The following is a 24,140-nucleotide window of genomic DNA, read 5'->3' as shown; positions in this document are numbered from 1 at the left end:
CCGCTGGTTAGGCCCCCAACGACGAGCCGCTAGCGTCGCGGTGTGCACCAACCTCGAGAACGCCTGGCCAGCGCGTCGCTGTACCTGTGCACCGACGCCCGGCGCGAGCGCGGTGACCTCGCGGAGTTCTCCGACGCCGCGCTGGCCGGCGGGGTCGACCTCATCCAACTGCGCGACAAGGGTTCGCCGGGCGAACAGCGGTTCGGCCCCTTGGAGGCGCGTCAGGAACTCGAGGCTCTCGAGGTACTCGCCGACGCGGCCCGCCGCCACAACGCGCTGCTGGCCGTCAACGACCGCGCCGACATCGCGCTGGCCGCCGGCACCGACGTGCTTCATCTGGGCCAGGACGACCTTCCGCTGGAGGTGGCGCGCGGCATCGTCGGTGAGACGCCGGTGATCGGGCGCTCCACCCACGACGCGGACCAGGTCGCGGCGGCGGTCGACGAGGCCGTCGACTATTTCTGCGTCGGCCCGTGCTGGCCCACCCCGACCAAGCCGGGCCGCCCGGCGCCCGGGCTGGACCTGGTCCGGCACACCGCCGAATTGAACAGCGACAAGCCGTGGTTCGCGATCGGGGGAATCGACGCCGACCGGGTGCCGCAGGTGCTGGCGGCCGGCGCGCGGCGCGTCGTCGTGGTGCGGGCGATCACCGCGGCCGAGGACCCGCGGGCCGCGGCCGCACAGTTGAAGGCCGCGCTCAGAGCTGCCGGTTGACCAGGAGCGGAATCGAGGCGAACTCGTCGCGCAACCGCTGCCAGCTGGCGGCGAATCCAGGGTGCAGGGGCAGCGTCGCGACGTCGTCGACGGCCACCCAGCGCAACTCGGCGCTCTCCCGGTTCGGCACGGTGTGCAGCATTTCCTGGGCGTCGGCGATGACCGTGCTGTAGCTCCAGCTGACCCCGTCGCCGGTGACGATCTTGGTCTCCACCACCTTGCGCACGGTCAACTGCTCGGCGGGCAGCCCCGCTTCCTCGTGGGCCTCCCGGATGGCCGCCTGCTCCGGGGTCTCGTGGCTGTCGCGCGCGCCACCGGGCAGACCCCAGGTGTCGCCCTGGTGGCTCCAGGCCGCCCGGTGTTGGAGCAGCACCATCGGCGCGCCGTCGCGCCCGGGGGCCCGCAGCAGCAGACCGGCCGCGCCGTACCTACCCCAGTAGGCCTGGCCTTGGGAAACCACCCATCCGTCACCGTCGCCACGCACGCCTCAACAATAGGGCCGCCCTGCCTGCCGGAAACTCTTAGACTTCTTTCATAGAGTGGGACCGGTCGAAACGACGAGCTGGAAAGCGATGCTGATGAGGTCCGCGCGCACGTGACTGTGGAGTTGGCGCACCCGTCGACGGAGCCGCTCGCTTCGCGGTCGCCGTCGACGCCCGCACAACAACGCTGGTGGTTCCTGTGGACCACGCCCGGCCGCATCTTGACCATCGGGGTCGTGCTGTCCGCGCTCGTCATCGCCAGCGCGTTCGCCACCTCGACGACGATCAACGACCGGCAGCAGGCGCTGATGACGGTGCTCAACCACACCGAGCCGCTGTCCTTTGCCGCCGGGCAGCTCTACACCACGCTTTCGGTGGCCGACGCAGCGGCGGCCACCGCCTTCATCGCCGGAGCGGAACCGCGCGACGTCCGGCAACGGTACGAACAGGCGATCACGGACGCGTCGGTGGCCGTGACTCGGGCGTCGAGCGGGCTGACCGACGAGGATCTAGTGCAGTTGCTCGGCCGCATCAACGCGGAGTTGTCGGTGTACACGGGCTTGGTCGAGACCGCCCGTACCAACAACCGTTCGGGCAACCCGGTGGGTTCGTCGTACCTGTCGGAAGCGTCGGCGTTGATGCAGACGCAGATCCTGCCCGGGGCCCAACGGCTCTACGAGGAGACCTCACAGCGAGTGGACGCCGAGACCAGCGCGTCCACCCGGATCCCCGGCCCGGTGATCCTGGTGGTCCTGGCGACCCTGCTGTTCGGGGTGTTCGCCAACCGTTGGCTGGCCAGGCGCACGCGCAGGCGGATCAACATCGGCTTCGTCGCGGGCGGTCTCGCCGTTCTGACCATGCTGATCTGGGTGGGCACGGCCCTGGTCATCTCGACCTCCGACAGCCGCAGCGCCAAGGACACGGCCGCCGAGTCGTTGAAGACGGTGACGAACCTGGCTATCACTGCGCAGCAGGCCCGCGCCGACGAGACGCTGTCGCTGATCCGGCGCGGCGACGAGACGGTGCGTAAACAGTCGTACTACCAGCGCATCGACATGATGCAGCAGCAGCTCGCCGATTACCTGGCCCGTGAGGACGCCATCGACAAGACCGACCTCGCCGAGGCCGAGCAGTTGTTGAAGCGCTGGCGCGCCGCCGACGACCGGATCAACGCCTATATCAGCGTCGGCAACTATCAGGCCGCCACGCAGGTGGCGCTGGGCACCGGGGCAGACGACTCGACGCCGGCGTTCAACAAGCTCGACGAGGCGTTGAGCCAGGGCATCGAAGAGAGCCGTAAGCAACTCCGCGACGACATCATCAACGCACACCGGGTGCTGTCGGGTGCGACCGTCGGCGCCGCGGTACTCAGCGTCGTCGCGGCGGTCGCGGTGGCGCTGGGGTTGTGGCCGAGGCTGAGTGAGTACCGGTGATGTGGGGGTACCGCCCGTGCGAAGCGCAGGGGGACGCTTGCGCGAAGAACAGACAGCCGGTGACGAAGTTCTTCGGCATGCTCGTGGCCGCCGCGCTGGTGCTCACCGGATGCGGACAGGCGACGTCGGTGACTTCCACACCGGGTGTGACGCTTCCACCGCCCACGCCGGCAGGTATGGAGGAGTTGCCGCCGCAGCCGGTGCACCCGCCCGGCGACAACACCGAGGACTGTGAGCGCACGGCGAGCCTTCGCCCGTTCCCCAACCGGGCCGAGGCCGACAGGGCCGTCGCGAACATCCGAGCGCGCGGGCGGCTGATCGTCGGGTTGGACATCGGCAGCAACCTGTTCTCGTTCCGGGACCCGATCACCGGGCAGATCACCGGGTTCGACGTCGACATCGCCGGTGAGATCGCCCGCGACATCTTCGGAACCCCGTCGCAGGTGGAGTACCGCATCCTGTCGTCGGCGGACCGCATCGCGGCGTTGCAGAACAATCAGGTCGACGTCGTCGTCAAGACCATGACCATCACGTGCGAACGCAAGAAGCTGATCGGGTTCTCGACGACGTATCTGACCGCCAATCAACGCATCCTGGCGCCGCGCGACTCGACGATCCGGCAGGCGTCGGACCTTTCGGGACGCCGCGTCTGCGTCGCGAAGGGCACGACATCGCTGGAGCGGATCCGCCAGATCACGCCGCCGCCGATCATCGTCGGGGTGGTCGCGTGGGCCGACTGCCTGGTGGCGTTGCAGCAGCGGCAGGTCGACGCCGTCAGCACCGACGACTCGATCCTCGCCGGCTTGGTGTCACAGGATCCGTACCTGCACATCGTCGGACCGAGCCTCAACGAGGAGCCCTACGGCATCGGGGTCAACCGGCAGAACACCGGCCTGGTCCGGTACGTCAACGGCACGCTGGAGCGGATCCGCCGCGACGGCACCTGGAACACGTTGTACCGCAAATGGTTGACAGTGCTCGGGCCGGCGCCGGCTCCTCCGGTCGCGAGGTATTACGACTGATGTCCGAAACCCAGCTGGATGACTACGACGAAGAGAGCCCGGGCACTCAGCCGGCAAGCTTCGACGACATGAGCATGGATTCCGCCTCGACCATCCGCCCGATGGCGACCGAGGCGGTGTTCCGGCCCCACCTCGAGGACGACGACGGCGAGTCGGTGGGCACCGGGGACACCGAGCCGCAGGAGCAGACCACCACCACGACGCGGGCGTTGTCGCGGACGCGCCGCCTGGGCGGCGGGCTGGTCGAGATCCCGCGGGTGCGGGCCAAGGACCCGCTAGACGCGCTGATGACCAACCCGGTGGTCGCGGAGAACAAGCGGTTCTGTTGGAACTGCGGGCGCCCCGTCGGCCGTTCCGGCGATGGCAAGCCCGCCCGGTCGGAAGGCTGGTGCCCGCACTGCGGCAGCCCGTATTCGTTTCTGCCGCAGCTGAATCCGGGTGACATGGTCGCCGACCAGTACGAGATCAAGGGCTGTATCGCGCACGGCGGCCTTGGCTGGGTCTATCTGGCTTTCGACCACAACGTCAACGAACGGCCCGTCGTGCTCAAGGGCTTGGTGCATTCCGGTGACGCCGAGGCGCAGAAGATCGCGATGGCCGAGCGCCAGTTCCTGGCCGAGGTCACCCATCCCGGGATCGTGAAGATCTACAACTTCGTCGAACACGCCGACCAGCACGGCAACCCGGTCGGCTACATCGTGATGGAGTACGTCGGCGGCACGTCGCTCAAGCAGGCCAAGGGTGAGAAGCTGCCGGTCGCCCAGGCCATCGGGTACATGCTCGAAATCCTGCCTGCACTTGGCTATCTACACTCGCTCGGCCTGACCTACAACGACCTCAAGCCCGAGAACATCATGATCACCGAGGAACAGCTCAAGCTGATCGACCTCGGTGCGGTGTCGACCATCAACTCGTTCGGCTATCTCTACGGAACCCCGGGATACCAGGCTCCCGAGATCGTGCGGACGGGGCCGACCGTGGCCACCGACATCTACACCGTCGGGCGCACGCTCGCGGCGCTGACGCTGAACCTGCGCACGCGCAGGGGCCGCTACGTCGACGGGTTGCCCGAGGACGATCCGGTCCTGGCCGAGTACGACTCGTTCGGCCGGGCGCTGCGCCGGGCCATCGACCCGGATCCTCGGCGGCGGTTCGGCAGCGCCGACGAGATGTCCGGACAGCTGCTCGGCGTGCTGCGCGAAGTCGTGGCGAAAGACACCGGGTCACCCAAACCCGGTCTGTCCACGGTGTTTTCGCCCACCCGGTCCACGTTCGGCATCGATCTTCTGGTCGCGCACACCGACGTCTACCTCGACGGACAGGTGCACTCCGAACGGCTGACCGCCCAGGAGATCGTCAGGGCGCTACCCGTACCCCTGGTCGACCCGACCGACGTCGGTGCGCCTGTGCTGTCGGCAAGCGTGGTGAGCCAGCCCGTACAGACCCTCGACCAGCTGCGCGCGGCCAGGCACGGGGCGCTGGACTCCGAAGGCATCGACCTGTCGGACTCGGTCGAACTGCCGCTGATGGAAGTGCGCGCGCTGCTCGACCTCGGCGACGTGGCCAAGGCCACGCGCAAGCTCGACGACCTCACTGAGCGGGTGGGCTGGCCGTGGCGGCTCGTCTGGTTCAAGGCCGTGTCCGAGCTGCTGACCGCCGGTTATGACTCCGCGACAAAGCATTTCACCGAGGTGCTCGACACGATGCCCGGCGAGCTGGCACCCAAACTGGCCTTGGCCGCCACCGCCGAGTTGGCAGGCGCCCCTGACGCGGGCAAGTTCTACAACACCGTGTGGTCGACCGACAACGGGGTGATCTCGGCGGGGTTCGGGATGGCCCGCGCCCAGTCGGCCGCAGGCGAGCGCGACGATGCGGTGAAGACCCTGGACAAGGTGCCCGCGATGTCGCGGCACTTCACGACGGCCCGGTTGACCAGCGCAGTCACATTGCTGTCCGGTCGCTCGTCGAGCGAGATCACCGAACAGCAGATCCGGGATGCCGCACGGCGCGTCGAAGCGCTGCCCGACACCGAGCCGCGGGTGCTGCAGATCCGCGCGCTGGTGCTGGGCACCGCATTGGATTGGCTGGCCGACAACACCGCCAGCACCAATCACATCCTCGGGTTCCCGTTCACCGAACACGGATTGCAGCTGGGCGTGGAGGCCTCGCTGCGCGCTCTTGCGCGGGTGGCCCCGACCCAGGCGCACCGCTACGCGCTCGTGGATTTGGCCAACAGCGTCCGCCCGACGAGCACGTTCTAGCGATCAGGCGACGCTCGCGCTCGCGATCTCGTCGCTGAGCGGGGCGATGGCTTCGAGAATCTGGCTGGCCGTCTCCGCAGGCACCCCGGCCGCGGCTAGGCTCGCGGCCAGATGTCCCGCGACAAGGTTGAAATGGTGGACCGTGATTCCGCGGCCCTGGTGGACCTGGCGCATCGGCGCGCCGGTATAGGCTTCGGGCCCGCCCAGCGCTGCGGCGAAGAACTCGACCTGGCGCCCCTTGAGCCGCGCCATGTTGGTTCCGGTGAAGAATCCGGACAGCTGGTCGTCGGCCAGCACGCGGCGGTAGAAGTCCTCGACCACGCCTTCGAGGGCCTCGTGGCCGCCGATCTGCTCGTAGATACTCGGCATGTGTGCCCCTTCGTCGCACCGGATGGACACATTCCAGCCGACGGCGGTTGCGTGCGGATTTCGACGCGTTGCCAGCGGGGCAAATTCAATCTCACCGGTACTACCCCAAGCCGTGTGAGAACTACGGATTCAGTGGCCCTTACAGCAAACCCTCGGGTCCAGCACGCCGACTTTACGGGATTTGCCCATGTCGTAACACTCAATGGTCATGCCGCGGATTTCGTAGTAATCTGCATCACAGGTTGAGGTCACAGCCAACTGCAGAGGTCATCGGGGACCATTTCCCGTTTGCGGGTCCAGCAGCTGTCAGGCATCGCTGACGGCCTCCGCGGTTTCAATTGCATCTCGACAACAGGAGTGCGCCGTGTCCGCTGTAGGAACCTGCCGGGTGTTCCGTCCCGACCCTCGGTCCTTCGATCAGTGCGAACACCACCATCGCGCCAGCTTCACCGCGTCGCACAGACAGGGTTCAACGGTGCTCGTGACTGTCGACGGCGAGATCGATGCCACCAACAGCAGAGCGCTGGCCACCTACGTCGAAGGTCAGGTCGCCGGCACCCGGCGTCTGGTGATCGATTTGCGGCTCGTCGACTTCTTCGGGAGCGCAGGCTTCGCCGCGCTGCACTACATCAACGTGATCTGCTCCCGGAACGGAATCGACTGGCAGGTGCGCTGCGGCAGGCAGGTCCGCCGGCTGCTGGCAATTTGCGATTCCGCCCAGGAACTGCCGCTCGAGAAGCCGCGCTCAGTGCTCGACGAGGTTCGTGCAAGCGCGGGCGATCGCGAGCTCCTCATCAGTGGGAACAACTAGCACCGTCGTCGGAGACCGGTCGGCCGATATCCGCCGGGCTTTCTTGTCGGGTTTGGCGTTGAGCGCCTCGTCGAGTTCTATGCCCAACGGCGCCATGCCACTCAACGCGTCGCGCCGCACCGCCGCGTCGTTCTCCCCCACTCCGGCAGTGAAGGTGATGACGTCCGCGCCGCCCAGCAGCGCAAGATAGGCGCCGATGTATTTGCGCAGTCGGTGGATGTAGACGTCGTAGGCCAGTTGCGCAGAGGTGTCCCCTGATTCGATGCGCTGGTGCAGGACTCGGAAGTCGACCTCGCCGCCGAGTCCACGTACCCCCGAGCGACGGTTGAGCATCTCCTCGATGTCCTCGACCTTCATGTTCGCCGTGCGCCACAGATAGAACATCAGACCGGGGTCGATGTCGCCGGACCGGGTTCCCATCACCAGGCCCTCCATCGGCGTCAGCCCCATCGAGGTGTCCACCGGTCGGCCCCCGACGATGGCAGAGGCCGACGCGCCGTTTCCCAGGTGCAGCACGATCTGGCGCACCGAGTCCAACGGCACACCCAGGAAGGCCGCGGCCTGCTCGCTGACGTACTGGTGCGAGGTGCCGTGGAAGCCGTAGCGACGGATGTGCCACTGTTCGGCGACGTCACGGTCGATCGCGTACGTCGCCGCCGCGGCGGGCAGGTCGTGGAAGAAGGCGGTGTCGAAGACCGCGACGTGAGGCAGATCGGGCAGCGCCTTGCGTGCCTCCTCGATTCCCAGCAGTGCCGGCGGATTGTGGAGCGGGGCAAGGGGAGACAGCTCGTCGATTTTCGCGACCAGGGCGTCGTCGATAAGCGTCGGCTGGTAGATGTCCGGACCTCCGTGCACCACGCGGTGCCCGACGGCAACGAGGTCGAGGGCGTCGGGGCCCCGGCCCGCTTCGGCCATCTGGCCGAACGCCGTCTGCAGCGCCTCGGCGTGGTCGCGTACCTGCCCCTCACCGATGCGCTCGACGATGCCGTCGATCACCATCGTCTCCGAATCGGGTTCGATGACAGCGTATTTGAGCGATGACGAACCCGAGTTGAGCACCAGTACGCTGCGCGCCATCAGAGCGTCTGCGCCTGGATCGCGGTGATCGCCACGGTGTTGACGATGTCCTCCACCAACGCCCCGCGCGAGAGGTCGTTGACGGGTTTCTTCAACCCTTGCAGCACCGGCCCGATCGCGATTGCGCCGGCGCTGCGTTGGACTGCCTTGTACGTGTTGTTCCCGGTGTTGAGGTCGGGGAAGATCAGCACCGTGGCCCGGCCTGCCACCTTCGAGTCGGGCATCTTGGACTTGGCCACCGAGGCGTCGACGGCGGCGTCGTACTGGATCGGACCGTCGACCAGCAGGTCCGGTTCCCGCTGCGTGACCAGTTCGGTTGCCTGCCGCACCTTTTCGACGTCCGCGCCGGCTCCGCTGGTGCCTGTCGAGTAGGACAGCATCGCGACTCGCGGCTCGATGTCGAAGCTGGCCGCGGTGCGGGCCGACGAGATCGCGATGTCGGCCAGCTGTTCGGCGGTCGGATCCGGCACGATCGCGCAGTCACCGTAGGCCAGCACCCGGTCGGCAAGGCACATCAAGAAGATGCTGGAGACCGTCGACACGTCGGGCAGCGTCCTGATGATCTCGAAGGCGGGTCGCACCGTGTGGGCGGTGGTGTGCCGGGCACCGGAGACCATGCCGTCGACCATGTCGTTGTGCACCAGCATGGTGCCGAAATAGGAGACGTCGTGGATGATCTCGCGTGCCTGCTCCACCGTGACGCCCTTGTGCTTGCGCATTTCGGCGTACTGTTCGGCGAACTTGTCGCACAGGTCGCTGGTCTGCGGGTCGAGAACGGCGGCGTCGGAGAGATCGATACCCAATTCCGCTGCGCGCGCCCGTATCTGAGATTCCTCGCCCAGAATCGTCAGCTCGGCGACGCCGCGGTGCAGCAGCCGACCGGCCGCGGTCAGGATGCGGTCGTCGTCGCCCTCCGGCAACACGATGTGCTTACGGTCCGACCGGGCCCACTCCAGCAACTTGTAGGTGAACATCTGGGGAGTGACCACCTGCGGGATCGGGATGGCCAGCCGATCCAGCATGTCGGCGATGTCGACGTGAGTTTCCATCAACGCGATGGCGGTGTCGATCTTGCGCATGGAGCTCGACGTCACCCTGCCGCGTGCGGCGGCCACCCGGCTGGCCGTCTCGAACGTCCGGAATTCGGTGGCGATGATCGGCAGCCGTAGCCCCAGCCCCGACACGAGAGCCGCGATCGAGGGATGTAGTTCCAGCCCGCCATTGAGGATGATGCATGACAACGACGGGAAGCCTTCGGCGGCATGGGCACTCGCGAGCGCGAGCACGACGTCCGATCGGTCGCCGGCCGCGATCACGGCCACGCCCTCGCTGAGCCGCTCCAGGACGCGTTCGGCCGTCATCCCTGCGACCATCAGATCCATTGCCTCACGTGACAGTAGCGCCGGATCGCCACTGATCAATTCGCCCTCGACGGCCTGCTGCAGTTCGGCGACCGAAGGGGCGACCAGCAGCGGCTCCTCCGGCAGCGCGTAGCACTTGGGATCGAAGTCCTTAAGAGCGTCGAGCATCGCCGTGAGTTGTGCGGGGTCACAGCGGTTGGCGACGACCGCCGCGGTGTGCGCATGCTGGGCGGTGATCTCGTCGAGGCAGATATCGACGATGTTCGCGACGGCGTCGGGGCTGCGATCCTTGGCCTTGACCGCCAGCACGACCGGAGCGCCGAGGTTGGCCGCGATCCGTGCGTTGGTCGACAGCTCGCTGGGCGTGGCGACGTCGGTGTAGTCGCTGCCGACGATCAGGACCGCATCGCACTGGTCGGCCACTCGGTGGTACCGGTCGACGATCTCGGCCAGTGCGCCGTCGGGGTCTTCGTGCAGTTGTTCGTAGCCGACGCCGACGCAATCGTCGTACGAGAGGCCCGCCGTGGCGTGGTTCAGCAGCAGCTCGAGGATGTAGTCGCGGTCCTCACCCAGCCGGGTGATCGGCCGGAAGACGCCGACCCTGACCACGGTGGCCGTCAACCGGTGCAGGACGCCCAGCGCGATCGTCGATTTACCGGTGTCCCCTTCCGGGGATGCGACGTAGACGGCGGATGCGAGCTCGCGCGAAGACACGGACGCCAGCCTAGGACAACCATGAGCGGTTCGGTGTGCGTAAGTTGGGCGCCAGGCTGGCCGTCGGGTCCGCGGGGATGTCGACGACGGTTGCGAGCCCGCGGTGGTCGGACCCGGGCACCTCCACGGTGTACGCCGACGAGGCCGCGCAATTGCGCAGCAGCACATGGTCGATGCCGACCACTGACGGTAACCACGGCCTGCTCGGGTAACTGCGGGTGAGACCCGCGCCGGCTTGTTCGGCCGCGTCGCGGTATCCCTCGTCCAACAGCCGGCGGAAGGGGCTCATGTCGTAGGTCGCATTGAGGTCGCCCGCCACGACGACCGCACCGGAGCCGGCGGTATCGGCCAACGCCCGCAGCGTCTCGGGAAATCGCGCGATGTCGTCGGAGAACCAGCGCAGCGGCTGAACCCACGGAGCGGCCAGATGCACGGCGAGCACGGTGAGGTCGAACCTGACGCCAGGCACGCGAATCCGGGTGCTGAGCATCGGCATCTGATACCCCTCGACGGCGGCCGCGGCCACGATCGGGTGGCGGCTCCACACCCCGATCCCGTCGGCCGACGGGCGGGGGTCAATCGCCCGGTGGCCGAAGACGGTGTCGAGCCCGGCGGCCGACATGGCCTCGGCCACTTGCGGAGTCATCTCCTGTACGACGAGGACGTCGGCCACAGAGGACGCCAACGCCACCACCGCGCGCGCGTCGGCGCCACCCATTCCGAGGTTGGCGGTGAGCACCCGAACCGAGACCGCGGGAACACCGGTCTTCTCCGGCCCGAGAAAGCGGGGCGCGAGTACGGCGAGCATCACCACGCACAGCGCCGCGGCCAGGATCGTCGCCGCCCACCGCCGCGCCACCGCGAACAGCGCCATCGACGCCACCCCCGCGGCGGTCAGGTATGGCGACGCCGAAGCGAGCACCAGCACGACCTCGCTGTCGACGGGCAGATAGCGCGACACCACCCCGGCAAGCGCCAACGCGAACGCAAGCGCACCGAGGACCGTTGCCGGTACTCGAATCATGTTGTGTCAGGGTGGTTCGCGCGACTAGCCCAACCGCCGCAGCCGCGGCTCCAGGTCGCGCTGGAACAGTTCGAGGAACCGGCGCTGATCGTGGCCCGGGGCGTGGAACACCAGGTGGTTGAGTCCCCAGTCGACGTAGTCCTTCACCTTCTCGACGGCCTCGTCGGGATCCGACGCGACGATCCAGCGCTTGGCGACCTGCTCGATGGGCAGCTCGTCGGCGGCCTTCTCCATCTCGATCGGATCGTCGATGGAGTGCTTCTGTTCGGCGGTCAGCGACAGCGGCGCCCAGAACCGGGTGTTCTCGAGGGCGAGCTCGGGATCGGTGTCGTAGGAGATCTTTATCTCGATCATCCGGTCGATGCTGTCGGGGTCGCGGCCCGCCGCCTCCGCTCCCTCCTTGACCGCGGGGATGAGCTTGTCCTTGTAGAGCTCCTCACCCTTGCCGCTGGTGCAGATGAACCCGTCACCCGCACGGCCGGCGTACTTGGCCACCACCGGCCCGCCCGCTGCGATGTACACCGGGACGCCGCCGTCTGGCACGTCGTAGATCGAGGCACCCTTCGTGTGGTAGTACTCGCCGTCGAAGTCGACCCGGTCGCCCAGCCACAACTCCCGCATCAGCTTGACCGACTCCCGCAGCCGGGCGAAGCGCTCCTTGAACTCGGGCCAGTCGCCCTCGTAGCCGGTGGCGATCTCGTTGAGCGCCTCGCCTGTGCCCACGCCGAGGAAGATCCGGTTCGGGTACAGACAGCCCATGGTGGCGAACGCCTGCGCGATCACCGCGGGGTTGTAGCGGAACGTCGGGGTGAGCACCGACGTCCCGAGCCGAATGTTCTTGGTGCGCTCGCCGACCGCGGTGATCCACGCCAGCGAGAACGGCGCGTGGCCACCCTCATGGCGCCACGGCTGGAAGTGATCGCTGACCGTCGCGCTGTCCATGCCGTGCTCTTCGGCCGCCACGGCCAGCTCGACCAGTTCCCGCGGCGCGAACTGCTCCGCCGACGCCTTGTAGCCCAGTTTCAGTCCAGGTTTGGTTTCAGCCACGATTCGTTTCTACTCCCTTGCTTACACTCGCGGCATGGCAGCAGCCCTGAGCGCCATCACCGACACCGTCCATTTCGCGTTCACCGACCTCGTCAACTGGACACTGGTGACCGACGAAGCGGGCGTCATGTTGATCGACACGGGTTTCCCCGGCAGCCGCGACGACGTGCTCGCATCGCTGCGTGAGCTCGGTTTCGGAGTCGACGATCTGCGCGCAATCCTGTTGACGCACGCCCACATCGACCATTTCGGCTCGGCGATCTGGTTCGCGAAGACGTACGGCACCCCGGTCTACTGCCACGCCGCCGAAGTCGGCCACGCCAAGCGGGAGTACCTCGAACAAGCCTCTCCGACCGATATCGCCAAGCACGTCTGGCGCCCGCGCTATCTCACGTGGTCGGTCGCGATCACCCGCAAGGGTGCCATGGTGCGCGACGGCATACCCACCGCACAGGGGTTGACCGAGCAGGTGGCGGCGGGTCTACCCGGCAAGCCGGTGGCGATCCCGACGCCGGGTCACACCGGCGGGCACTGTTCGTTCCTGGTCGACGACGTACTGGTGAGTGGCGACGCGCTGGTCACCGGGCACCCGCTGTCGACGCGGGGAGGCCCGCAACTGTTGCCCGGGCTCTTCAACCACGACCAAGACGGTTGCGTGCGCAGCCTGTCCGCACTCGGCCTGCTGGACGCCGAGGTGCTGCTGCCCGGGCACGGCCCGGTATGGCGCGGGTCGATGCGCGAGGCGGCCGAACGAGCCGCGCGTCAAAGCGCGTCCTAGACCAGGCTCTGGTAGCCGAGCAGAAAGACTGCGGTCAACGACAGCCCGGACGCGATGACGACGGTCGGCATCAGGATCATGGCGTCGAGTTCGTCGTCGTCGAGCACGTCGCTCTCGAACCGCCCGAACAGCACGCGCGCCACCCCGGTCCGGCGGAAGGTGTGCACCATGACGCGGACGGCCTTCGTTTCGCGACGGCGCCCGATGAACACGCGCGAGGCCACTCCGAACAGGAACGTCAGCAGTCCGCCTAGCACCAACAGCCAGCCGATCATCGTTTGCGACAACGCCACCATCACCCCCGGCGCCGCGGAAGTCCGTTCCGGGCCGGCACCGCAGCCCAGCCTATAGGCCGGTTTCCGGACCCGACGGGGCTCTGAGCGGGTGGCCGGTGAAGTCGCTCATCGCAGCACCTTGGCGAACGCCACCGGGAACACATCGCCCTCGGCGGGCAGCGGATCGGCCAGACGCTCGTAGCCCGCCGATTCGTACAAGGCCTCCGCTTCGGGTTGGCGGTCACCGGTCGTCAGGTAGACCCGTCGATATCCGCGGGCGACGATGCGGGCCTCGAGTTCGACGAGGAGCGCCGTGGCCAGACCCTGTTGACGGTGCCGGCTGTCGGTCCAGATCCGCTTCAGTTCGGCGGTGGTGTCGTCGAACCGGCAGAACGCGCCGCCGGTCACCGGCCGGTCGCCGAGGAGCCCCACCACGAGGTCGCCGTGCGGTGGGGCGAACTCATCGGCCGGGTACCCGCGCAGCCACGTGCTCACCGTTTCTTCGGGCGGGCCGTAACGCCTGGAGTACTCGACCGTCAACTCGGCCAGCAACGGCTCGGCCAAGGGATCGTCCTGGCGGACGGCGACGAACGTGAGCTGGGTCGACATTGGTTTCACCTCACTGTCCAACGCGAACCGGGCGCGTCCATTCCTGTACGTCGCGACGGCTCGGCCCGATCCGAGAATCGCCACTTCCCCAACCAAACTTGACACGTGTAAAGTTTGGCCGCATGGACAACATCAGGGGCAAGACCATCGCGATCACCGGTGCCGCCCGCGGAATCGGCTTTGCGACCGCCAAGGCGCTGCTGGCGCGTGGCGCCCGCGTGGTGATCGGCGACCGCGACGTGGCACTGCAGGAATCGGCCGTCGCGCAGTTGGGCAACCTGGGGCAGGCGTCAGGCTATCCGCTCGACGTCACCGACCGGGAGTCGTTCGCGTCGTTCCTCGACAAGGCCCGCACCGAGGGCGGCGGACGCATCGACGTGTTGATCAACAACGCCGGCGTGATGCCGATCGGACCTTTCGTCGACGAGACCGAGCAGTCGATCCGGTCGAGCCTCGAGGTCAACCTCTACGGCGTGATCACCGGCTGTCAGCTGGTGCTGCCGGACATGATCGCGCGGCGCAGCGGCCACATCATCAACATCGCCTCGCTGTCGGGGCTGATCCCGGTGCCGGGTCAGGTCGTGTACGTGGGCGCGAAGTTCGGTGTCGTCGGGCTGACGGCCGCGCTGGCCGACGAGGTCGCGCAACACAACGTCGACGTGTCGGTGATCATGCCGCCGTTCACCAACACCGAGCTGATCTCGGGCACCAAGAGCGGCGGTGCGATCAAACCGGTCGAGCCCGAGGACATCGCCGCGGCGATCGTCAAGACCCTCGACAAGCCGAAAACCCATGTCTCCGTGCCGACTCCGCTGCGCTTCACCGCCCAGGCCGCGCAGATGCTCGGCCCGCGCGGGCGTCGTTGGCTCAACAACAAGCTCGGACTGGACCGGGTCTTCCTCGACTTCGACACGACCGCCCGCAAGAAGTACGAGGACCGGGCGCGCACCGCGCAGGGTGTCGTCGAGGACTGACCGGCGCTAGACCGGGAACGTCGGTGCGGGATCGCCCAACCGGTAGGCCTCCACGACGTCAAGGGACTCGAACAGCTCGTCGAAGTTGAACTGGTAGTCGTCGGCCGTGCCCACGAACACCACATGCGCGACGTCGGCGTCGTCGTCAGCAGTGAGCACGACCGTGGTGACCGACACCAGATCCTCGTCCGGCACCTCGGCCTGCGAGGGTGGGTAGAACCACAGCGCGGACTCCTCGTCGGAGAGCTCGTCGTCGAACACCCAGCCGCGCTCGGTGATTCGCTCGTCGAAGGCCTCGAGCACCGCCGCCGTCGCGGTCTCTTCGGTCAGTGCGTCCATCACCGTGTCGGGTATCCAGCGCTCGTTGCGGGCGGCCTGCCGCTTGCGCCGGCGGGCCTTCTTCGCGTCGCTGCGTTTGGACACTCAGCTCAACGCCTGATCGAGATCGTTGAGCAGGTCGTCGGTTCCCTCCAGGCCCACCGAGATCCGCACGACACCGTCGCCCAGCCCGATCGCGGCACGGCCCTCCGGCCCCATCGCGCGGTGGGTGGTGGTCGCCGGGTGGGTGACCAACGACTTGGCGTCGCCGAGGTTGTTCGAGATGTCGACGATGCGCAGCTTGTCGAGCACCTCGAACGCGCGCTCCTTGCTGCCGCCGACGACCTCGAACGTGACAACCGTTCCGCCCCCGGTCATCTGGCGCTTGGCCAGGTCGTACTGCGGGTGTGATTCGAGGAACGGATAGCGCACCCAGCTCACCGCGGGGTGCTCCTCCAGGAATTCGGCGACCCGCTGCGCCGACGTGTTCTGGTAGTCCACCCGCACCGCGAGCGTCTCCAGTCCTTTGAGCAGTGTCCACGCGTTGAAGGGGCTCAGCGCGGGCCCGGTGTGGCGCATCAACTTCTGCACCGGCTCGTCGATGTACTGCTTGTCGCCGAGGATCGCACCGCCGAGCACACGGCCCTGCCCGTCGAGGTGCTTGGTCCCCGAGTAGACGACGACGTCGGCCCCCAGCGGGAAACCCTGCTGCAGGATCGGCGTGGCGAACACGTTGTCCAGCACCACTTTTGCACCCGCGGCGTGCGCGAGCTCAGAAACCGCGGCGATGTCCACCAGCGACTGCATCGGATTGGACGGGGTCTCGAAGAACACTGCCTGCGTGGGCACCGAGAGGGCCTCTTCCCACTGCGACAGGTCGTCCCCGTCGACGAACACGGTCTCCACACCCCACCGCGGCAGGATCTCGTTGCACACCACGAAGCACGAGCCGAACAGGCTGCGCGCGGCGACCAGCCGATCACCGGCACCCAGCAACGCCCCGAGCGACGTGAACACCGCCGCCATGCCCGTCGCGGTCGCGAAGCAGGCGGGAGCCCCCTCGATCAGGCGCAGCCGCTCCTCGAACATCGAGATGGTCGGATTACCGTAGCGCGAGTACACATATCGGTCGATCTCTCCGGTGAACGCCTTCTCGGCGTCGGCGGCCGAGGCATACACATAGCCCGAGGTGAGGAACAGCCCCTCGGCGGTCTCTTCGAACTCCGAGCGCAGCAACCCGCCGCGCACGCCGATGGTCGCCTGGCTGACTCCCTCCGGCAGCTCCGCGGGTATGCGGACGGACGGGACCGTCTTCTCGGAATCGGCACTCATGACTGTTTCCAGGGAAGTCCGACTGCCTTCCACCCGGTTCCGCCGCGGTGCCCGTTCTCGTCGAGGTGGCCCTCGAAGCCGTCGAGCACGTTGTACGACGGCCCGATCCCGGCCTCGGTGGCGGCCTCGGCCGCGCCGATCGACCGGTTGCCGGAGCGACACAGAAAGACCACCGGCCCCGCGTCGGAACCGGCGTCGGCGATCTCGCGCCGCAGATCGGAGACGAACGCGTCGTTGTGCGTGCCGTCGGCCCGGTTCCACTCGATGAACACGACCTCGCGCTGCAGCGACGACAGATCGGGTACGCCCACGAAGCGCCACTCGGCGTCGGTGCGGCAATCCACCAGCACCGCGTTGGGGGTGCCGGTCAGCAGCTTCCAAGCCTCTTCGGGCGTGATGTCTCCGGCGTAACTCACGGTCGTTGAGTGTCCCACAGCTACCTGGGACCGGGGGAACAGACCTTCCAGGCGTCGCCGTCGCGGATGAACACCATCTCGACGACCTTCTTGTCGTCGGGCGCGTTGTCGAAATGGTAGGTCACCTTGGCGGTGGCGCGGTCACCGGCGACGGCGACCTCGGTGACGTCATCGACGAACCGCTCACCGCGCTGAGCGACGGAATCCCGTTGCGCGGCAAGAACTTGCGCTTCGGTGCCAGCCTGCTCCGGGCAGGTGTAGCCGCGGTAGTCGGAGTAGTTCTGCCGTTGCAGTGCGTCGTTCTGCCCGACGGCGGCACGCGCCACCTGCTGGTCAGCGGGCTCCTGCTCGCCGCCGAACAGGTTCAGCAGCCCGATTACGATCACGACGAGCACAAAGATTGTGAGCCCGATCAGAAACGGCGCCGTGGTGGGCCGGTCGCCGGGTGTGGATTTGGATTCGGCCACCGCTACCAGAGCCTGCGCAGCGCGGCGGTGACGCGTCGAGCGCGGTCGCGGGCGACGATCGGGTCGGGCGCGGTCGCCATCGCCACCGCGAGCCGGCGCCTGTCTTCGGTCTCGTCGGGGCGGTTGAACAAGGCGACGTCGCTTTCGGCCACGGCGAGCGCCTCGGCGAGCACCGCCTGCGGATCCTGTCCGCTCGCGGGTCGCGCCTCCGCGCCGGCGTAAACGATCTCCGAGGCGGCGGGCGAGATCATGATCGTGTCGACGGGCAGACCCAGGATCGCGCGGGCGTGCAGGTCGAACTGCGAAAGCCGCTGCGAGCGCAGCGTGACCAGGCCGCTGTCGTGCGGTCGGGGGCGCACGTTGTCGAAGTACACCTCGTCACCGCGCACCAACAGTTCGACACCGAACACGCCGCGTCCGCCCAGCGAGTTCACGATGCGCGCGGCGATCGATTTCGCGGCATCCAGTGCGGCCGGCGCCAACCGCTGCGGCTGCCACGACTCGAGCGCGTCGCCGTCGGCCTGGCGGTGCCCGATGGGCTCACAGAAGTGCACGGCGGGTCCCGTCGGCCCGACCGTGCGGATCGTCAGCAGGGTGACCTCGAAATCGATCTCGACCACCGACTCGACCATTACGCGGTTGTGCGGGATCCGGCCGGCGGCGACCGCGCGCTGCCACGCGGGTTCGACGTCCTCGGCGCGCACCAGTACCGACTCGCCCTCACCCGCAGCCGAAGCGATCGGCTTGACCACCAACGGGAAACCGGCGTGCTGGACGACCGCACTGAGTTCCTCGGGCGATCCGGCGAACCAGAACGGTGCGGTGGGAAGGCCCAGCTCGTCGGCTGCCAACCGGCGCAGGCCCTCCCGATCCAGGGCCAGCCGGGTGCTGCGCGGGGTCGGGAGCACCTCGGCGACGCCGCGCTCGGCGACGGCGATCAGCGCGTCGGCGGCGATGACAGCACCCTCGGCCACCACGTAGCGCGGATTCTCCTTCTCGATGAGCGCGGTCAGCTCCTCCGCGTCGTTCATCTTCGCGACGACCGGGCGATCGGCGACGGCGTGCGCCGGGGCGTCGGCGTAGCGGTCGACCGCGATCACCTCGGCGCCCAACCGCTGGAACGCCAGCGCCAGCTCCCGGCTCAGTTCGCCCGAGCCGAGCAGCATCACCGATGAGGCGCCAGGCGTGCCGGCGACCGGTTCGGGGTCGGTCACCGGATCGGCGGGCCCGACCGCTGTCTGGGGGGTATCAGTCATCGGGGCTCAAGCCTGCCAGACACCGTCGCGCACCGGCCACCGCCGTCGAGCAGGCGTGCTCAATTCGGGATGACGGACTGCTCCAGCCGACCGCGAAACTGCCGCATGGCGTCGATGAGTGCGGTGAACGTGCGATGGGCGGCGGCCAGCTCGTCATCGGACAAACCCGCAAGCGCGGTGCGCGTTTGTTCACCGAGCGGGGTGAAAAACCCTCGGGCGACGTCCACTCCGTGATCCGCCACACGCAGGATCACCTTCCGGCGATCCCGCGGATCGGACTCTCGGCGGAAGTGCCCGGAGCCGATCATCCGCTCGACCAGGTAGGTGATCGCGGCGGCCGACATGCCCATCCGCTTGCGCAGCTCCCCCGCCGTCAGCGGCACCCCGTCGGTCTCGGCGACCATCACATGCAGCAATGCCCGAAAATCGTTGGCCGCGACATCATGTCGGCTTGCGAACAGCCTGCCGATCTCATCGGATTCGGCGTTCATCGCGCGCACGTCGGCGGCGATCGTCGCCTCCAGCGCGCCGCGGTCCTCTGACACGCCGAAAGCATAGGCCGAGCCGGCCGGAGTGGTTTGATTGTTAGTTAAGTTTTTGAAATATTCGTAGGCATGTCCCGCCGCATCTCCTGGATACTCGCGGTACTCGTGGTGCTCGTTTCGGGCGCCCTGATGGGCCTCGTCGGCAGCGACGATTCCAGCTCGCAGTCACCGGTGCCCGTACCCGACTCCGCCGAGTCCGCGCGCGTCGACGCGCTGCGCGCCCAGTTCCCCGGCGGTGACCGCGTGCCCGCGATCGTCGTGATCACCCGCACCGACGGCGCCCCGCTGAGCCCGGCCGACGTCGATGCGGTCACACAGAAGTGGCCCGCGGCCCAGATTTCCGAGGATGGCGCGGCCGGCCTCGCGGTTGTGCCGATGGACGCCGACCTGTCCGGGTTCGACCTCACCGACGCGGTCGAAAACCTGCGCGCGGAGGCTTCCGAGGGGTTGCCCGCCGACCTGCGCAGCGAGGTCACCGGCGGTCCGGCGTTCGGCGCCGACATCGCGAACTCGTTCTCCGGCGCCAATTTCACGCTGCTCGCGGTGACCGCGACGGTTGTCGCACTGCTGCTGATCATCACCTACCGCTCTCCCGTGCTGTGGCTGGTGCCGCTGGCGGTGATCGGATTCGCCGACCGGGTGGCCGCCGTGCTCGGCACCGCGGTGGCCCAGGCGGTCGGTATGAGCCCGGACGGTTCGACCTCGGGCATCACGAGCGTGCTCGTGTTCGGCGCGGGTACCAACTACGCGCTGCTGCTCATCTCCCGGTACCGGGAAGAGTTGGGCCGCACCGAGAACCATCATGACGCGCTGGACACTGCGGTGCGACGGGCCGGCCCGGCGATCATCGCCAGCAACGCCACGGTGGTGCTGGCGCTGCTCACGCTGGTGTTCGCGTCGTCTCCGAGCGTTCGCAGCCTGGGTGTTCAAGCAGCAGCGGGCCTCATCGTGGCCGCGGTGTTCGTGCTGCTGGTCCTGCCGCCGCTGCTCGCCCTGTTCGGCAAGCGGTTGTTCTGGCCGTTCATCCCCAAGATCGGCGACCGGGCGCTCACCGACAGCGGCATCTGGCACCGCATCACCGAGGCGGTGGCCCGTAGGCCCGCTTCCGTCGCGACGATCGCGATCGGCGGCCTCGCGGTGCTGTGCATCGGGTTGGTCGCCACCCCGATAGGCCTGTCTCAGACCGAGCAGTTCCGGGTGCAGGCCGAATCGGTCAGCGGGTACGAGCGGTTGGCCGACCACTTCCCGAGCGGCCTGACCGATCCCACCCGTGTCATCGCCTCCACCGAGCGCGCCGCCGACGTACAGCGCGCGATCACCGAGACGCCCGGCGTGGTGTCGGCCAACCCCGCGGGGCCGACCGCCGACGGTCTGACGCAGTGGTCGGTCGTCATCGACGCCGAACCCGCCTCGGACGAAGCATTCGAAACCGTTGATGCACTGCGTGATTCGGTGCAGACCGCCGACCCGGAGGCGTTGGTCGGCGGTTCGGACGCAACCGCCCGCGACGCCAGCGCCGCTGCGTCCCGCGACCGGGCGGTCGTGGTACCGGCCATCCTCGTCGTGGTGCTCGCGGTGCTGTACGTATTGCTGCGCGCCGCGCTGGCACCGCTGATCCTGGTGGCGGTCACGGTGCTCAGCGCGCTGGCCGCGCTGGGGCTCGGCGGCTGGGCCAGCGTGCATGTGTTCGGCTTCCCCGCACTCGACAACACCACACCGCTGTTCGCGTTCCTGTTCCTGGTGGCGCTGGGGGTGGACTACACGATCTTCCTGGTCACCCGCGCGCGTGAGGAGACTCCGGAACACGGCACGCGCGGCGGGATCGTGCGCGCGGTGTCCGCGACCGGAGCGGTGATCACCAGCGCGGGCATCGTGTTGGCCGCGGTGTTCTGCGTGCTCGGCGTGCTGCCGTTGATCGTGCTCACGCAGATCGGCATCATCGTCGGCCTTGGCATCCTGCTCGACACCTTCATCGTGCGCACCGTGATCATCCCCGCGCTGTTCACGCTCATCGGACCGCGCATCTGGTGGCCCGCGCTCAAGGGGCAGGACGCCGAAAGGGACGCTTCGGTCGATTCGCGCGGGTGAAAGCGGCCATACCGTCGGTCTCGGCGACGCCGTATCACGGCGGGTAGCGTCGGGTCATGACGCAAGCACCGGAGCTGCCGCCTCTGCATATGCGTCGCGACGCCTTCGATCCCACCCCTGCGCTGGCCGAGATTCGCGACACCACCGGTGTTCGCACGGTGGTCAACGCCTTCGGTATGACGGTGTACCTGGTCACCCGGCACGACGACGTCAAGATGGTGCTGTCCGACCACGAGAGGTTCTCCAACGGCCGCCCTCCGGGATTCGTCGTCCCCGGCGCTCCGACGTTGTCGGAAGAAGAGCTCGCCAGCGCCCGGGCCGGCAACCTGCTCGGTCTGGACCCGCCCGAGCATCAGCGGCTGCGCCGCATGCTCACCCCGGAGTTCACGATCCGCCGGATCAAACGGCTCGAGCCTCGCATCGTCGAGATCGTCCAGACACACCTGGACATGATGGAAACCGCCGGAGCCCCCGCAGATCTCGTCGAGCACTTCGCGCTGCCGATCCCGTCGCTGGTCATCTGCGAACTGCTCGGGGTGCCCTACGAGGACCGGGACGACTTCCAGCACCGCAGCGCGCGCCAGCTCGACTTGTCGCTACCGTTCACCGAGCGCCTCGAGTTGCAGCGGGCCGGGCGGGCCTACATGCGGTCGCTGGTCGAACGGGCACGGCGACAGCCCGGCGACGACATCCTCGGCATGTTGGTTCGCGAACACGGCGCCGAGCTCACCGACGACGAACTCGTCGGCATCGCCGGGCTGCTGCTGCTCGCCGGCCACGAGACCACCTCCAACATGCTCGGCCTTGGCACGCTGGCCCTGCTGCGCCATCCCGAACAACTCGCCGTCGTCCGCGACGATCCCGACGCCGTCGGCCCCGCGGTCGAGGAGCTGCTGCGCTGGTTGTCCATCGTGCACACCGCGATACCGCGTATCACCACCACCGACGTCGAGATCGCGGGTGTCGCGATCCCGGCCGGGCAGCTGGTGTTCGCGTCGCTACCGTCGGGCAACCGCGATCCCGACTTCATCGACGACCCGGATGTGCTCGACATCGGCCGCGGCGCCGCCGGACATCTCGCCTTCGGGCACGGTGTGCACCACTGCCTCGGCGCGCCGTTGGCCCGAATGGAGATGCGGATCGCGTTTCCCGCTCTGCTGCAACGTTTTCCGGCACTGCGGCTGGCCGAGGACTTCGCCGATGTGCAGTTCCGGTCGTTCCACTTCATCTACGGTCTCAAATCGCTATCAGTGGATTGGAGGTGACGGATGTGAAGGTGCACGCCGAGCGCGACGTCTGCATTCAGGCGGGCAACTGCGTGATGTCGGCCGGCGCGGTTTTCGACCAGGACGACGACGGCATCGTCGTGGTGCTGGTCGATGAGGTGCCCGACGATGAGCTCGACCACGCCCGCGAAGCCGTGAAGCTCTGCCCGGCACAAGCTTTGCGGCTCGTCGATTAGTGAGGGCCGGGTCGGTGCGCGAGGAGTTGCACGCTGACGACCAGGACCCACGCCGGGAAGATCAGCACCGACCACATGCTCAGGTCGGCGGCCAGTAGCACCGCCACCGCCACGACGTAGGTGGCGATGCTCAACCACCGCGGCATCAGCCGCGTCCGCAGCCAGATCGTGGCCAGCGAGATCATGAACACCGCCGCCATGCGCAGCGCGTAGGTCTTCGAGATCGTCATCAGCGTCATCTGTCCGAACGCGGCGACACCGGGATACGCTGCCGCGCCGCTGTGTTCGAGACCCACACCCATGGCGACGGCGACGAACATCATCGCCAAGAACAGCAGGCCGCTTCCGAGGAATACGGTCGCGAAGAACTTGTCCTCGTAGCGCCCCATGCCGTCCCGCAGGACGCCCATGAACCAAAGGAACGCGATCCCCGCGAACGGCATCAAAATCGCCGCGATCCGCATGTTGACGCTGTGCTCAGCCACCCACTGCGAACCCGGCTCCCGGCCCTCGGGTAGGGCAATGCGGATCAGCACCAGCGCCGTCGCGAACAACAGCGCGAACGCGACACCGGCCAGGGCGGCCGAGCGAGGGGCGGTCAGGCTTGGAGGCCGCGGACCGGTGTCGTCGGTTGTCACGCCATCGGCCTCACGGCTGACCGGCGAGCAGCTGGATCATCAACCCGTTCGCCTCGGCGAGCAGGTTGTCGTCGGGGTCGCGCAGCTCGGCGTTGACGAACGCCTTGCGTCCCTGGGCTTCCCGCAGCCAGCCGCGGGCCGACAGCTCGGTGTCGATGGGGGTCACCTTGCGGTAGTCGACGTGCAGGAAGCCGGTGCGGCTGATCGGCCGGCCGACGGCGTGGATCACCATGCCGAACACCGAGTCGAACAGCAACGGCAGCACACCGCCGTGCACGGCGGAGTTGCCTCCGACGTGATACCGGCTGAACTGGACCTTGAGGGTGACCCCGGTCGGGTGGAGCTCCACCTCCCGGTACGGCGGCATCAGCAGGCTGCCCGCGCCGGGCAGCGACGGCACGCGGTTGGCCGGGCCGACACCTTCGGCGGCGCGGAAGGGGTCGAGAAGTGCCACCAGGGCCTCGGCCTGGTCGGCGGCTCGGTCCCAGGTGTCGCTGTCCGGATCGGCCGACACCGCGAGGTCTTGTGCGCGGCGCATCGCCGTGAGGAACCGGCCGAATCCCGGCCCGGGCTCGGCCCGTTGATAGTTCGGGAATCCGCCGTGCTTGTCGTAGTCGGGATCTTCGAGGTGCGGATCCGTCATCGCGGTCGGCTCTTCGCGCAAGCG

At 67.9% G+C, this 24,140-nt stretch carries 26 protein-coding genes; 10 read left to right on the top strand and 16 right to left on the bottom strand.

Annotated elements, in window-relative coordinates:
- Positions 1–42 precede the first annotated feature (42 nt).
- Positions 43–714 (top strand): thiamine phosphate synthase, encoded by a 672-nt coding sequence (gene thiE / locus CEX87_RS21270; protein WP_064399790.1) that lies wholly within the window; start codon positions 43–45, stop codon positions 712–714.
- Here thiE and CEX87_RS21265 read toward each other — a convergent pair.
- The gene (locus CEX87_RS21265; protein ID WP_064399791.1) at positions 698–1,198 is read right to left on the bottom strand and encodes an NUDIX hydrolase; all 501 of its coding nucleotides are present in this window, start codon (positions 1,196–1,198) and stop codon (positions 698–700) included. The genes thiE and CEX87_RS21265 overlap by 17 nt on opposite strands.
- Before the next feature lie 111 nt (positions 1,199–1,309).
- Here CEX87_RS21265 and glnX point away from each other — a divergent pair, with 111 nt between their 5' ends.
- The 3 genes from glnX (at position 1,310) to CEX87_RS21250 (ending at position 5,912) form a co-directional block, all read left to right on the top strand.
- Positions 1,310–2,629: a protein kinase G-activating protein GlnX gene (gene glnX, locus CEX87_RS21260; protein WP_064399792.1), complete on the top strand. Its 1,320-nt coding sequence runs from the start codon at positions 1,310–1,312 to the stop codon at positions 2,627–2,629.
- A gap of 77 nt (positions 2,630–2,706) precedes the next feature.
- Positions 2,707–3,651, top strand: a complete 945-nt coding sequence (locus tag CEX87_RS21255; RefSeq protein ID WP_064399868.1) for a glutamate ABC transporter substrate-binding protein — start codon at positions 2,707–2,709, stop codon at positions 3,649–3,651.
- Positions 3,651–5,912, top strand: a complete 2,262-nt coding sequence (locus CEX87_RS21250) for a serine/threonine-protein kinase PknG (protein WP_094289012.1) — start codon at positions 3,651–3,653, stop codon at positions 5,910–5,912. Before CEX87_RS21255 ends, CEX87_RS21250 begins: the two co-directional genes overlap by 1 nt.
- 3 nt (positions 5,913–5,915) lie before the next feature.
- Here the strand turns inward: CEX87_RS21250 and CEX87_RS21245 are convergent, their stop codons facing one another.
- Entirely contained in the window at positions 5,916–6,281 is a 366-nt protein-coding gene (locus CEX87_RS21245) for a group I truncated hemoglobin (RefSeq protein WP_064420059.1), read from the bottom strand.
- A 364-nt stretch (positions 6,282–6,645) separates the two neighbouring features.
- Between CEX87_RS21245 and CEX87_RS21240 the strand changes: the two genes are divergently transcribed.
- A complete protein-coding gene (locus tag CEX87_RS21240; protein ID WP_064419992.1) occupies positions 6,646–7,092 on the top strand; it encodes an STAS domain-containing protein in 447 nt (148 codons plus the stop codon).
- Here CEX87_RS21240 and CEX87_RS21235 read toward each other — a convergent pair.
- Genes CEX87_RS21235 through fgd form a run of 4 tightly spaced genes read right to left on the bottom strand, consistent with a single transcriptional unit; the run spans position 7,027 to position 12,294 of the window.
- Positions 7,027–8,169, bottom strand: a complete 1,143-nt coding sequence (locus CEX87_RS21235) for an acetate kinase (RefSeq protein WP_094289010.1) — start codon at positions 8,167–8,169, stop codon at positions 7,027–7,029. The genes CEX87_RS21240 and CEX87_RS21235 overlap by 66 nt on opposite strands.
- Positions 8,169–10,244: a phosphate acetyltransferase gene (gene pta, locus CEX87_RS21230; RefSeq protein WP_094289008.1), complete on the bottom strand. Its 2,076-nt coding sequence runs from the start codon at positions 10,242–10,244 to the stop codon at positions 8,169–8,171. Before pta ends, CEX87_RS21235 begins: the two co-directional genes overlap by 1 nt.
- A 10-nt stretch (positions 10,245–10,254) precedes the next feature.
- Positions 10,255–11,268, bottom strand: a complete 1,014-nt coding sequence (locus CEX87_RS21225) for an endonuclease/exonuclease/phosphatase family protein (protein WP_064427511.1) — start codon at positions 11,266–11,268, stop codon at positions 10,255–10,257.
- 24 nt (positions 11,269–11,292) lie between these two features.
- Positions 11,293–12,294, bottom strand: coding sequence for a glucose-6-phosphate dehydrogenase (coenzyme-F420) (gene fgd / locus CEX87_RS21220; protein ID WP_198957279.1), 1,002 nt, complete (start codon positions 12,292–12,294; stop codon positions 11,293–11,295).
- 55 nt (positions 12,295–12,349) lie between these two features.
- Between fgd and CEX87_RS21215 the strand changes: the two genes are divergently transcribed.
- Entirely contained in the window at positions 12,350–13,093 is a 744-nt protein-coding gene (locus tag CEX87_RS21215) for an MBL fold metallo-hydrolase (RefSeq protein ID WP_094289004.1), read from the top strand.
- Here the strand turns inward: CEX87_RS21215 and CEX87_RS21210 are convergent.
- Both CEX87_RS21210 and CEX87_RS21205 read right to left on the bottom strand, forming a co-directional pair.
- Positions 13,090–13,386 carry a hypothetical protein gene (locus CEX87_RS21210; protein WP_233151464.1) on the bottom strand — a complete coding sequence of 99 codons (297 nt, stop codon included), beginning with the start codon at positions 13,384–13,386 and terminating at the stop codon, positions 13,090–13,092. The two genes, CEX87_RS21215 and CEX87_RS21210, sit on opposite strands and share 4 nt — an antisense overlap.
- A gap of 108 nt (positions 13,387–13,494) precedes the next feature.
- Positions 13,495–13,977, bottom strand: coding sequence for a GNAT family N-acetyltransferase (locus CEX87_RS21205; protein ID WP_064419998.1), 483 nt, complete (start codon positions 13,975–13,977; stop codon positions 13,495–13,497).
- Between the two features lie 122 nt (positions 13,978–14,099).
- Between CEX87_RS21205 and CEX87_RS21200 the strand changes: the two genes are divergently transcribed.
- Entirely contained in the window at positions 14,100–14,951 is an 852-nt protein-coding gene (locus CEX87_RS21200) for an SDR family oxidoreductase (RefSeq protein WP_064419999.1), read from the top strand.
- A 6-nt stretch (positions 14,952–14,957) separates the two neighbouring features.
- Here CEX87_RS21200 and CEX87_RS21195 read toward each other — a convergent pair whose 3' ends face one another.
- Genes CEX87_RS21195 through CEX87_RS21170 form a run of 6 tightly spaced genes read right to left on the bottom strand, consistent with a single transcriptional unit; the run spans position 14,958 to position 19,231 of the window.
- Positions 14,958–15,374, bottom strand: coding sequence for a hypothetical protein (locus CEX87_RS21195; RefSeq protein ID WP_094289000.1), 417 nt, complete (start codon positions 15,372–15,374; stop codon positions 14,958–14,960).
- Entirely contained in the window at positions 15,375–16,601 is a 1,227-nt protein-coding gene (locus CEX87_RS21190; protein ID WP_094288998.1) for an O-succinylhomoserine sulfhydrylase, read from the bottom strand.
- Positions 16,598–17,017 (bottom strand): rhodanese-like domain-containing protein, encoded by a 420-nt coding sequence (locus tag CEX87_RS21185; protein ID WP_094288996.1) that lies wholly within the window; start codon positions 17,015–17,017, stop codon positions 16,598–16,600. Before CEX87_RS21185 ends, CEX87_RS21190 begins: the two co-directional genes overlap by 4 nt.
- Before the next feature lie 20 nt (positions 17,018–17,037).
- Positions 17,038–17,484 (bottom strand): Rv0361 family membrane protein, encoded by a 447-nt coding sequence (locus CEX87_RS21180; RefSeq protein ID WP_094288994.1) that lies wholly within the window; start codon positions 17,482–17,484, stop codon positions 17,038–17,040.
- A gap of 2 nt (positions 17,485–17,486) precedes the next feature.
- Positions 17,487–18,740 (bottom strand): formate-dependent phosphoribosylglycinamide formyltransferase, encoded by a 1,254-nt coding sequence (gene purT, locus CEX87_RS21175; RefSeq protein WP_094288992.1) that lies wholly within the window; start codon positions 18,738–18,740, stop codon positions 17,487–17,489.
- Positions 18,741–18,799: 59 nt separating this feature from the next.
- Complete coding sequence (locus CEX87_RS21170) at positions 18,800–19,231, bottom strand: MarR family winged helix-turn-helix transcriptional regulator (protein ID WP_064427536.1); 432 nt, start codon at positions 19,229–19,231, stop codon at positions 18,800–18,802.
- Positions 19,232–19,354: 123 nt separating this feature from the next.
- Between CEX87_RS21170 and CEX87_RS21165 the strand changes: the two genes are divergently transcribed.
- Genes CEX87_RS21165 through CEX87_RS21155 form a run of 3 tightly spaced genes read left to right on the top strand, consistent with a single transcriptional unit; the run spans position 19,355 to position 22,835 of the window.
- Positions 19,355–21,373, top strand: a complete 2,019-nt coding sequence (locus CEX87_RS21165) for an MMPL family transporter (protein ID WP_094288990.1) — start codon at positions 19,355–19,357, stop codon at positions 21,371–21,373.
- A gap of 56 nt (positions 21,374–21,429) precedes the next feature.
- Entirely contained in the window at positions 21,430–22,638 is a 1,209-nt protein-coding gene (locus CEX87_RS21160; RefSeq protein WP_064399807.1) for a cytochrome P450, read from the top strand.
- Between the two features lie 5 nt (positions 22,639–22,643).
- A complete protein-coding gene (locus CEX87_RS21155) occupies positions 22,644–22,835 on the top strand; it encodes a ferredoxin (protein ID WP_064399873.1) in 192 nt (63 codons plus the stop codon).
- On the opposite strand, the gene CEX87_RS21150 is transcribed toward CEX87_RS21155, so the two are convergent.
- Both CEX87_RS21150 and CEX87_RS21145 read right to left on the bottom strand, forming a co-directional pair.
- Positions 22,832–23,437: a hypothetical protein gene (locus tag CEX87_RS21150; protein WP_094289034.1), complete on the bottom strand. Its 606-nt coding sequence runs from the start codon at positions 23,435–23,437 to the stop codon at positions 22,832–22,834. The two genes, CEX87_RS21155 and CEX87_RS21150, sit on opposite strands and share 4 nt — an antisense overlap.
- A gap of 46 nt (positions 23,438–23,483) precedes the next feature.
- Entirely contained in the window at positions 23,484–24,116 is a 633-nt protein-coding gene (locus CEX87_RS21145) for a PaaI family thioesterase (RefSeq protein ID WP_094288988.1), read from the bottom strand.
- Positions 24,117–24,140 lie beyond the last annotated feature (24 nt).

Source organism: Mycobacterium lehmannii (genome assembly GCF_002245535.1).
GTDB classification, from domain to species: Bacteria; Actinomycetota; Actinomycetes; order Mycobacteriales; family Mycobacteriaceae; genus Mycobacterium; species Mycobacterium lehmannii.
The sequence above is the reverse complement of the archived record's forward strand: the minus strand, read 5'-3'. Positions and strand labels throughout refer to the sequence as shown.